This window comes from Alicyclobacillus tolerans (assembly GCF_900142255.1).
In the GTDB taxonomy this organism is placed as follows: Bacteria; Bacillota; Bacilli; order Alicyclobacillales; family Alicyclobacillaceae; genus Alicyclobacillus_I; species Alicyclobacillus_I tolerans.
On sequence record NZ_FRAF01000021.1, the window covers coordinates 52,285 to 61,615 of the forward strand.

Genomic DNA, 9,331 nt, shown 5'->3' on the forward strand with positions numbered 1-9,331 from the left:
GCTATTACCAAGCACGGGACAGCCATTGCACGTCAACTTCAGGAGAAGATGGCTGATGTCGATGTGTATTATCCAGAGAAATTTGCCCGAGGCGATGAATCCTCACGAGATATTAAGGTATTTTCCGGTTCTGTCGTCCAGCATGTTCCTACATTATTTGCGAGTTACAGCGGATTGATTGGCATCTTCTCGCTAGGAGCTATGGTGCGATTGATTGCACCGCTTTTACGAGATAAAAAAACTGATCCAGCCGTAGTCGTGATTGACGATCGCGCTGAGCACGTGATCAGTGTTCTTTCTGGACACTTGGGAGGCGCAAACGATTTGACGCATCGTGTTGCCCATGCCTTGGGGGCTCGTCCTGTGATTACGACCGCTTCAGATGTTGGGCAGACCGTTGCCGTGGATTTACTCGGGCGTGCTTACGGTTGGAGTATCGAAAATTTTGAGAATGTGACACCCGTGAGTGCCGCGGTTGTCAATGAAGAGCGGATACTGATTGTCCAAGAAGCAGGGGAAACAGACTGGTGGCCTTATTCTCAACCTCTGCCAGGCTATATTTCCGTTTTGCATAGCATTGAGGATGCCAAACAACAGCCATTCGATGCGGCTCTGCTCATTACCCCAAGGCTTCTCAGCGCAGAAGAGGCGCAAACATTTTTACAAAGAGGTGTTCTCTATCGCCCTAAAGTTGTGGTTCTAGGCGTTGGCTGCAATCGTGGTACGGAAGCTGCTGAAATTGAACAAGTGATTGCCGAGACACTTCAGAAGGTCGGCCTTTCCATTTTGAGTGTGCGCAACTTAGCAACCATAGATCGGAAGGCAGATGAACCGGGATTACTCGAAGTCTGTCAGAGAAACAACTGGCCGCTTGTTACATACACAGCTGAAGAACTGAACCAAGTACCTATTCCAAACCCATCTGAAACGGTTTTTAAATATGTAGGAACGTATGGAGTATGTGAGCCAGCAGCACGACTTTCCTCAGGAGCAGAAGACTGGATAGTTGAGAAAGTGCGCAGCGGTAATGTAACCGTGTCTGTTTGTCTCGTTCCTCATCAAAAAGGGGGTTCGTTATGAGACAGCCACGTATAGTCATCGCTGGAACCCAGAGTGGAGCAGGAAAAACAACCGTAACTTTAGGTCTTATGGCGGCGCTGAGAAGACGTAAGTTGCAAGTTCAGGGTTTTAAAGTTGGACCTGACTATATTGATCCGAGCTATCATTCAGTGGTTACAGGTCGAGTCTCTCGCAATCTGGACACTTGGATGATGACACCAAGCATTGTACAGGAAGTGTTTGAACGTGGAAGTCGAGGATCGGATATATCCGTCATTGAAGGTGTTATGGGAATGTATGACGGAAAAGATCCGCTATCCAATCTTGGAAGCACCGCAGAAATGAGTTGCTTGTTAAAGGCGCCTGTTTTGCTGGTTTTAAATGTGTCCAGTATGGCTCGAAGCGCGGCGGCTATGGTTCTTGGTTTTCAAAAATTGGATCCCGATGTGCCACTCGCAGGAGTTATTGTCAACCAAGTTGGCAGTGTCGGACATTTCGAATTGGTCAAAGCAGCGATTGAACAAATGTGTGGTATTCCTGTTGTGGGTTATCTTGGTAGACATACCGTACTGCAAATTCCTGAACGTCATTTAGGTCTAATTCCAGCTCTAGAACGTGGTGAGATGTCTGGGTTGTTTGATGCGCTTGCAGATGCTATAGAAGCCACTGTTGATGTTGATAGTATCTTGAAAATAGCTCAAGAAGCAGAAGAGTTACCTTCTGTTCCACCTGTGTTGTTTGCGGGTAAAAAACGGGAACCGTTAGTCACCATTGCTATAGCCAAAGATAGCGCTTTTAATTTTTACTACCCAGAAAATCTGGAGTTACTCGAATGGTATGGTGCTCGTCTGGTTGAATTCAGTCCATTGCGTGGCGAAAAGGTTCCAGAGAACGCCGATGGTGTCTATATTGGTGGTGGTTTTCCAGAAGAATTTGCTGCTGAACTGAGTCGTCAGGAAGAAGTCCGTCAAAGCTTACAGCGTGCTCTCCAAAATGGGTTACCTGTTTTTGCAGAATGCGGGGGGTATATGTATCTCACGGGTTCTATTAAGGATAGACAAGGAGCTGTATACGACATGACGGGGGCCATACCCGCTAGTGTGGAAATGCAACCTAAACTGGCGGCTTTGGGTTACAGAGAGGTGACAGCTTTGCAAGATACACTCTTACTCTCTGCTGGTGAACATGCGCGTGGACATGAATTTCATTATTCAACGATAAAACTTGATATCAATGAACAGTGGTCCTTTGCCTACGAGTCGTCTGGAATGCGCGGAAAAAAGACGGAAGGATATGCGAAAGGCAATTTGCTTGCTGCATATACGCATTTACATTTTGCTTCTAATCCTCGCATGGTAGAGCGTTTCATTACCGCCTGCAGACGTTATCGAAAGTTAGGGTAGGGGGAGTGAAATTGGCTAAACATTTAATGGTTATGGGTACATCTTCTAATGTTGGGAAAAGTGTTCTATGTACGGCTCTCTGTCGAATTTTGACGCAAGAGGGTTTGCGCGTAGCTCCTTTTAAAGCACAAAACATGTCCCTTAATTCAGCAGTGACACCGACAGGGAGAGAAATTGGTCGAGCACAGGCTGTGCAGGCAGAAGCTTGCGGGATACCCGCAAATGAACATATGAATCCCGTATTGCTCAAGCCAACCCGAGGGCAAAAATCACAAATCGTATTGCAGGGCAGGGTTTATCAAACCCAGTCTGCGCGAGAGTATTTTCTTGAACGTACTCGTGAAATTTGGGACGCCGTTGTGGAGAGTTACCAGTATCTCGCTATGCGTCATGAATTGCTGGTGATTGAAGGGGCGGGTAGCCCTGTTGAAATGAATTTAAAGCCCAGAGATATTGCGAATATGCGAATGGCTGAACTGGCAGACGCAGCTGTACTGCTGGTAGCGGATATAGATAGAGGCGGGGTATTCGCCTCGCTTGTAGGGACGTTGCAACTGCTCAACGCCAGTGAACGGGCGAGAGTGAAAGGAATACTCATCAACAAGTTTCGCGGTGACAGAAGTTTATTTGAGGACGGAGTACGGATGTTGGAAGAATATACGGGCGTACCGGTATTGGGTGTGATTCCACATATTCCGGATTTGGGGATTGATGAAGAAGATTCCGTAGCGCTCGATGAATCTCGCTATCGACTGCAGCAGAGCACTCATCTAAGTCAAGATTCAATACACATAGCAGTGATTCAAGTTCCACATATATCCAATTTTACAGATTTCGATCCGCTTTTTCTTGATCCGACGGTGCACGTTTACTTTTGCCGAAAACCAGAAGAAGTTGGTAGTCCCCATGCGATTATCTTACCGGGAAGCAAGAATACTATCGATGACCTTCAATGGTTGCGTGAAACAGGATTTGCTAACGTGATCCGCCAAAAACGTGAAGAGGGTGTATTCTTCTTTGGCATATGTGGGGGATATCAAATGCTGGGAGAGGAAGTACGCGATCCTGGCGGACAAGAGTCGCAAGTTCCAGTTTGTTCTGGTTTCGGGTTTCTACCCATCATAACTACACTTCAGGATGTCAAAACAACCGTACTCGTTCATGGAGAACTGCAAAATATCTTTTCTACCATTTCTGTGCGTGGTTATGAAATACATATGGGAGAGAGTATCGGCACAAGTAAATATGTTCCATTTGCCGTGATTCAAGAAATCTCGGATGGTCATAACCGTAAGGATGGCGCCATGAATGAGGATGGAACAGTCATTGGAACCTATCTTCACGGTATTTTTCATAACGACTCTTTTCGTCAGAAGTGGTTGTCCATGCTTCGTCAACACTTTGGACTTACTCCATCGGAAGCGTCGAATTGGTCTATAGATCAGGTTCGCTCACAAGCCTTCGATCGATTAGCGGCAGTTGTGAGAGAGAATATGGATATGGAAAAGCTTTACGAGATCATTCAATGGGAAGAGGAGCAGCCCAATGAGTCATTCCTTTCTCAATAAAGCCCAACTTGGTGAATGGGCAGAACGAAGAGCACACGCCCGTTTGCGAGATTTAACCAAACCACTCGGCAGTTTAGGAGAATTAGAGCATCTGATTGCACGCTTAGCTCGTATCACAGGGCGAGTCATACCCAAACTGGAGCGTCCAGCGTTGTTGATGTTTGCGGCCGATCACGGTGTTACTAGAGAAGGTGTTTCTGCGTATGGGGATGAAGTTACTGAAGAAATGGTAGTCAATATCTGCATGGGAGGAGCTGTCAGCAGTGTATTGGCTCGCCAGCAGGAAATTCCCATTACGGTTGTGGATGTTGGAGTGCGCAGTCGAGTTCGTCACCCTGCAGCTCATGTTTGTAAAGTTGATTTAGGTACAAAAAATTTGGCCATTGAACCTGCTATGACTCGTCAGCAGGCAGAACAGGCAGTCGAGACTGGCAAACAATTTGCCAATCAGCTTATCCATGCAGGTCATGATGTGATTCTGGTTGGTGAGATGGGCATTGGCAATACAACTGCTTCGAGTGCCATGGCCGCTCAATTGCTCCAATGCTCGATTTCGGAGGTACTTGGTAGGGGAACGGGTCTGAATGATGATGCATTGGCCAAAAAATCTGAAGTACTCTCCAAAGCTGTAACCTTGCATTCCCCTTTCATTCAAAACGATTGGGATATATTAGTCAGATTGGGTGGATTTGAAATCGCAGCGATTGCAGGAGTCATTTGGGCTGCCTCTGAGAGAAACGTACCTGTCGTTCTGGATGGATTTATTACCTGTACAGCAGCGCTTTGGGCGGTTCAGGTAGAACCGAGATCGAGCGAATATTTGCTGGCCTCTCATGTTTCTGCCGAACCGGGACATCGTTTGGTTTTGCAAAAGTTAGGTTTGAGGCCACTTCTGGATATAGGCATGCGGTTAGGTGAAGGCTCTGGTGCCCTGTTGAGCTTTCCTATGATTCGTTTAGCTTGTCATATTATGGCGGAGACAGCCACATTTACGGATGCTCGAGTAAGTCATCCGCATCGTATTCAACAGGAAACATCAGAAATGGCAGCAAACGTAGAGCATGAAGCTGGTAAGATTGGATTCACGCCTATCCAGTTGGATTTTAACAAGGAAGAGCAGGCTGCTGTTTATAAAGCCATACTGGCACGTCGCGACATACGTGTTTTCTTGCCAGATCCTATACCGGATAGCGTACTGCAGAGAATTTTGCTGGCTGCTCATCATGGACCGTCCGTTGGTTATATGCAGCCTTGGAATTTTATTGTTATTCGTGACAAACGGATACTTCAGGAGTTGCAAAAGGTGGTTGAACGAGAGCGGGTTCGGGCGGCTGAAAACTATTTGGATTTAGAACAAGCGCACTATCTTCGTCTCAAAGTGGAAGGCTTGCTGCAAGCTCCTTTAACCATTTGCGTAACAAATGATCCAAATAAAAGTGACAAACCTGTTCTTGGGCGAAATACCATTCCTGAAACGGATTTAATGTCCACCGCCTGTGCTATTGAGAACATGTGGCTTGCTGCTCGAGCTGAAGGGGTTGCTATTGGATGGGTCAGTATGTATCAAAAGGCAGACGTAAGGGAAATTCTTGAAATTCCAGATACGGTCGATCCGGTAGCTTTACTTACGATGGGGTATACTCCGCATTTTCCAGAAATCCCTGTTCTTGAACGTGTAGGTTGGGGGAACCGATTGCCTCTAGAAGATATAGTCTTTGAAAATGTTTGGGGAAAGAGTCAGCGTTAATTTACGGGTGAAAATTTTCAGGATGTAAGATGCTGATTGGTGGAAAGATAAAGGGAGAGGAATGGGTCGTTTTGCGTGAAGAACAATTAGAAGTATGGGTACGGCCAACGACTAAAAGGTTGATACTGGCACAGGTGTTTGTCTGTTCAGGATGTTGCTGTGGACGAACGGATAAAGGCAAGCCGAGCATACCACTCGATTGGTTAAAGAAAACATGGAAAGAACGAAAATTGCTAAAAACGGTCCAATTGACAATTACAGGCTGTCTTGGGCCTTGCGATGTATTGAATGTAGTCAGTATTTGGACACCAGATAGACAGTTCTGGTTTGGGAATATTACGACAGACGATCCTTATGAAGAATTATTGGCTTGGGCAGAGATGACGAGAGAACTTGGACAACCAGCACCTATACCAGATGCATTGCTGATGTATCAATTTGAACGATTTTAGACACTAAGTACCGTATGGACACAGCTTTGCCAATATACCTTTCGGGGTATTGTTGACATAGCTGTTGCCACTTTATATACTATACCCTGTTGGGTATGAAGAATAGATAAAACTTCATGCTTATGACAAATACGTGCATCGAATGAGATGCCACGGAAACAATGAAGTATAAAGCGGAGGTGAGTTCCATGACCCAGCAAGTGCAGAACATACTTCCTCTTGATGTGCAACAGCGATTAAAAAATGGGGAAAAACTGCAGATTATTGATGTGCGGGAACCAAGTGAAGTTGCTACAGGAAAAATTCCAGGAGCGAAAAATATACCTTTGTCGCAATTGCCGCACAGGTTGAACGAGATCGACCAACGTAAAGAAGCCATTATGGTGTGCAGAAGCGGCGGCAGAAGTATGCAGGCTTGTCAATTTCTCATTGGCCAAGGCTATCAAGTAAAAAATATGATGGGCGGCATGCTTGGTTGGAATTGGGATGTTGAATAATTGAAATCTTTTTAGCGAGGAGAAATGCTAAATGGGAAAACGGGTTGCAATTATTGCTTCTAGTGGTGGTATTGAAACGGCTTATAAGGTATTGAATATTGCAATGGCAGCTACAGCAACAGATGCAGAAGTAACGATTTTCTTTACTTTTGATGGTCTGGGAATCATTCATAAGAATTCAGAACAGATGTTATCGTTTGCGCCAGGCAATGAACATTACGAAGAAGGATTTAAAACAGCTAATATTCCACCTGTCTCGCAAATGCTTGCGATGGCTCTGGAGAGTGGTATCAAATTGATAGCTTGTCAAATGACCATGGATGTAGCGGGATTGAAAAAAGAAGATTTCATTGATGGCGTTGAAGTTGGCGGAGCGGTAACTTTCTTGGATTTTGCTTATGACGCTGACGTTACCGTAACCTTTTAATTGAAAAAGATACAATTTGAGATAAAAAATGGTGGAGGGAAATAAATCCGTGAACTCATTTACCGTAGATAAGATTGTTGATTGCAAAGGTTTGTCTTGTCCAATGCCTATCGTTCGCACCAAAAAAGCTATTGAAGAGATTGAGGCTGGTCAAGTACTGGAAGTCATAGCTACCGATCCAGGATCCGTTGCAGATATGAAGAGTTGGTCAATTCGCACAGGTCATCAGTTTTTGGGAACCACGACTTCGGAAGATAAAGTTTTCAGACACTATATTCGCAAATCTGATCCAAACGAAGTAAAACCAGATACAAAGTTTCCTCATGTGATATCGAATGAGGAATTAAGCAAGCGGCTGGAGGCCAACCCCATTCTTTTGGATGTTCGTGAACCCATGGAATACGCCTTTGGTCATATTCCAGGTGCTCGTCTTGTTCCGCTTGGAAAATTGGAAGAGGAAATCCCTCAACTGAAATCATTTGCTGATCAGGAAGTGTTAGTGATTTGCCGTACAGGGCAACGCAGTGATATGGCTTGTCACATTTTAAGTGAACATGGCTTCCAGCATGTCTTTAACGTCAAACCGGGTATGTCAGAATGGCAAGGACCAATAGAAACAACGGAGGTGAAAGAATCATGAGTATCACACCCGAACTCAGCAGCATGACAGCAGCTGATGTTTTTGGGAAAATATTGTCAGCTGAGCCTTTGTTCATTCTGGACGTGCGTAATCCAGAAGCGTACTTGGATTGGAAAATAGAAGGAGATCAAGTGACTTCTATCAATGTTCCTTATTTTGATCTCATAGATGGAGTTGAACCTATTCTTCATCAACTACCTAAAAACCAGCCTATTTTAGTGGTATGCGCCAAAGAAGGTTCATCTGTCTATGTTGCGGAACAGTTAGTAGCTGCAGGTATATCACAGGTTTATTATCTACAGGGCGGCATGAAATCCTGGAGTGAATACCTGTATCCGGTCAAAATTGGTGATTTAAAATCCGGAGGTTCTATTTATCAATTTGTTCGTGTTGGTAAAGGGTGCTTGTCTTATGCCATTGTTTCCGATGGTGAGGCAGCTATTATAGATACAGCTCGAATGATAGAACCTTATCTGAACTTCGCCAAGGAACAAGGTGTGAAAATCAAATATACCATTGATACTCATTTGCATGCCGATCACGTTTCAGGCGGAAGAAGGCTTGCTGAACAAACGGGGGCAGCCTATTATCTGCCACCTAAAGACGCTATGGAGGCTACTTTCCATTTTCATCCGTTAGAAGAAGGAAATGATCTGCTGGTGGGAAGTACGGTTGTTAAAATTCACCCGATTTATTCTCCTGGACATACGATTGGCAGTACTTCGCTGATTGTTGACGATGCTTATTTGCTCTCGGGGGATATTCTCTTTGTCCAATCCATTGGACGTCCCGACCTAGCGGGTAAGGCAGGAGATTGGGCAGGAGATTTACGCAATACTTTATACGATAAATATAAAAAGTTAAACCAACGCCTGATGGTATTACCAGCTCACTATGCTGACTCTAGCGAAATGGATCAAAAGGGACGAGTCGCTGCTCCCTTGCAAGAACTCTATCAAACCAATGCGGGATTGCAGATTGATGATGAAGCAGAGTTTCGCAAAGCGGTTACGGAAAATTTGCCTGCTCAACCAAATGCGTATCAAGAAATTCGCCTTACGAATATGGGAAAACTAACGCCTTCAGAGAGCGAGCAGAGTGAAATGGAAATTGGACCGAATCGCTGTGCAGTTCATGGTTGAGATAGCCTATACAGGGTAAATACCCTGTATAGGACTCTTTTGTGCGCCCGGCATGGGCGTTGTCTCTACGGTGAGAGTCCGGAATGGTGAAGGTAGCAGTAGCCATTAGCTTAAGCCAAGGGTGTCCACCGTGAGGTGGAATCTGAAGGAAGGCGGCGGCAAACCTCCGACCCGAGGTTCACGAACTCCAATCGAGGCTAGCGACAGTTGGGTGAGTCTGCAAAACAAGACAAAGCCCTTGCTACCGAAGGCTGTCGAGAGTAAATGGAGCGGGTAGATGGAGGGAAAGACAACGTTCTTACCCGGGGAGGTCTGTCCGGCACGCCAGCGATGCTGGTAAGCGTTTCTGAAAGGAAACGTTGAACGGACAGAAGTCAGCAGAGGTCATACTACCTG

9 protein-coding genes are annotated in these 9,331 nt (G+C 45.4%); all 9 read left to right on the forward strand.

Annotated elements, in window-relative coordinates; genetic code table 11:
- Positions 1 to 48: 48 nt before the first annotated feature.
- The 9 genes from BUA75_RS11750 (at position 49) to BUA75_RS11790 (ending at position 8,935) form a co-directional block, all read left to right on the forward strand.
- Positions 49 to 1,080, forward strand: a complete 1,032-nt coding sequence (locus BUA75_RS11750) for a cobalt-precorrin 5A hydrolase (protein WP_083574315.1) — start codon at positions 49 to 51, stop codon at positions 1,078 to 1,080.
- On the forward strand, positions 1,077 to 2,462 hold the full coding sequence (locus tag BUA75_RS11755) for a cobyrinic acid a,c-diamide synthase CobB (RefSeq protein ID WP_072874796.1): 1,386 nt from the start codon (positions 1,077 to 1,079) through the stop codon (positions 2,460 to 2,462). The genes BUA75_RS11750 and BUA75_RS11755 overlap by 4 nt, the downstream gene beginning before the upstream one ends.
- 5 nt (positions 2,463 to 2,467) lie before the next feature.
- Positions 2,468 to 4,030, forward strand: a complete 1,563-nt coding sequence (locus tag BUA75_RS11760; protein WP_238413648.1) for a cobyric acid synthase — start codon at positions 2,468 to 2,470, stop codon at positions 4,028 to 4,030.
- Complete coding sequence (cobT, locus tag BUA75_RS11765; protein WP_072874798.1) at positions 4,008 to 5,777, forward strand: nicotinate-nucleotide--dimethylbenzimidazole phosphoribosyltransferase; 1,770 nt, start codon at positions 4,008 to 4,010, stop codon at positions 5,775 to 5,777. The genes BUA75_RS11760 and cobT overlap by 23 nt, the downstream gene beginning before the upstream one ends.
- 29 nt (positions 5,778 to 5,806) lie before the next feature.
- A complete protein-coding gene (locus BUA75_RS11770; protein WP_238413649.1) occupies positions 5,807 to 6,229 on the forward strand; it encodes a (2Fe-2S) ferredoxin domain-containing protein in 423 nt (140 codons plus the stop codon).
- A gap of 188 nt (positions 6,230 to 6,417) precedes the next feature.
- Positions 6,418 to 6,726 carry a rhodanese-like domain-containing protein gene (locus BUA75_RS11775; RefSeq protein WP_072874799.1) on the forward strand — a complete coding sequence of 103 codons (309 nt, stop codon included), beginning with the start codon at positions 6,418 to 6,420 and terminating at the stop codon, positions 6,724 to 6,726.
- Between the two features lie 31 nt (positions 6,727 to 6,757).
- Positions 6,758 to 7,153 carry a DsrE/DsrF/DrsH-like family protein gene (locus BUA75_RS11780; protein WP_072874800.1) on the forward strand — a complete coding sequence of 132 codons (396 nt, stop codon included), beginning with the start codon at positions 6,758 to 6,760 and terminating at the stop codon, positions 7,151 to 7,153.
- Between the two features lie 28 nt (positions 7,154 to 7,181).
- The gene (locus BUA75_RS11785; RefSeq protein WP_072874801.1) at positions 7,182 to 7,793 is read left to right on the forward strand and encodes a sulfurtransferase TusA family protein; all 612 of its coding nucleotides are present in this window, start codon (positions 7,182 to 7,184) and stop codon (positions 7,791 to 7,793) included.
- Positions 7,790 to 8,935 (forward strand): MBL fold metallo-hydrolase, encoded by a 1,146-nt coding sequence (locus BUA75_RS11790; RefSeq protein WP_072874802.1) that lies wholly within the window; start codon positions 7,790 to 7,792, stop codon positions 8,933 to 8,935. The genes BUA75_RS11785 and BUA75_RS11790 overlap by 4 nt, the downstream gene beginning before the upstream one ends.
- Positions 8,936 to 9,331 lie beyond the last annotated feature (396 nt).

Excerpts from the sequence above, each read along its gene's own strand:
- BUA75_RS11750 (WP_083574315.1), top strand. The coding sequence starts at position 49 with ATGGCTGATGTCGATGTGTATTATCCAGAGAAATTTGCCCGAGGCGAT.
- BUA75_RS11755 (WP_072874796.1), top strand. The coding sequence starts at position 1,077 with ATGAGACAGCCACGTATAGTCATCGCTGGAACCCAGAGTGGAGCAGGA.
- cobT (WP_072874798.1), top strand. The coding sequence starts at position 4,008 with ATGAGTCATTCCTTTCTCAATAAAGCCCAACTTGGTGAATGGGCAGAA.
- BUA75_RS11770 (WP_238413649.1), top strand. The coding sequence starts at position 5,807 with ATGCTGATTGGTGGAAAGATAAAGGGAGAGGAATGGGTCGTTTTGCGT.
- BUA75_RS11775 (WP_072874799.1), top strand. The coding sequence starts at position 6,418 with ATGACCCAGCAAGTGCAGAACATACTTCCTCTTGATGTGCAACAGCGA.
- BUA75_RS11780 (WP_072874800.1), top strand. The coding sequence starts at position 6,758 with ATGGGAAAACGGGTTGCAATTATTGCTTCTAGTGGTGGTATTGAAACG.
- BUA75_RS11785 (WP_072874801.1), top strand. The coding sequence starts at position 7,182 with ATGGTGGAGGGAAATAAATCCGTGAACTCATTTACCGTAGATAAGATT.
- BUA75_RS11790 (WP_072874802.1), top strand. The coding sequence starts at position 7,790 with ATGAGTATCACACCCGAACTCAGCAGCATGACAGCAGCTGATGTTTTT.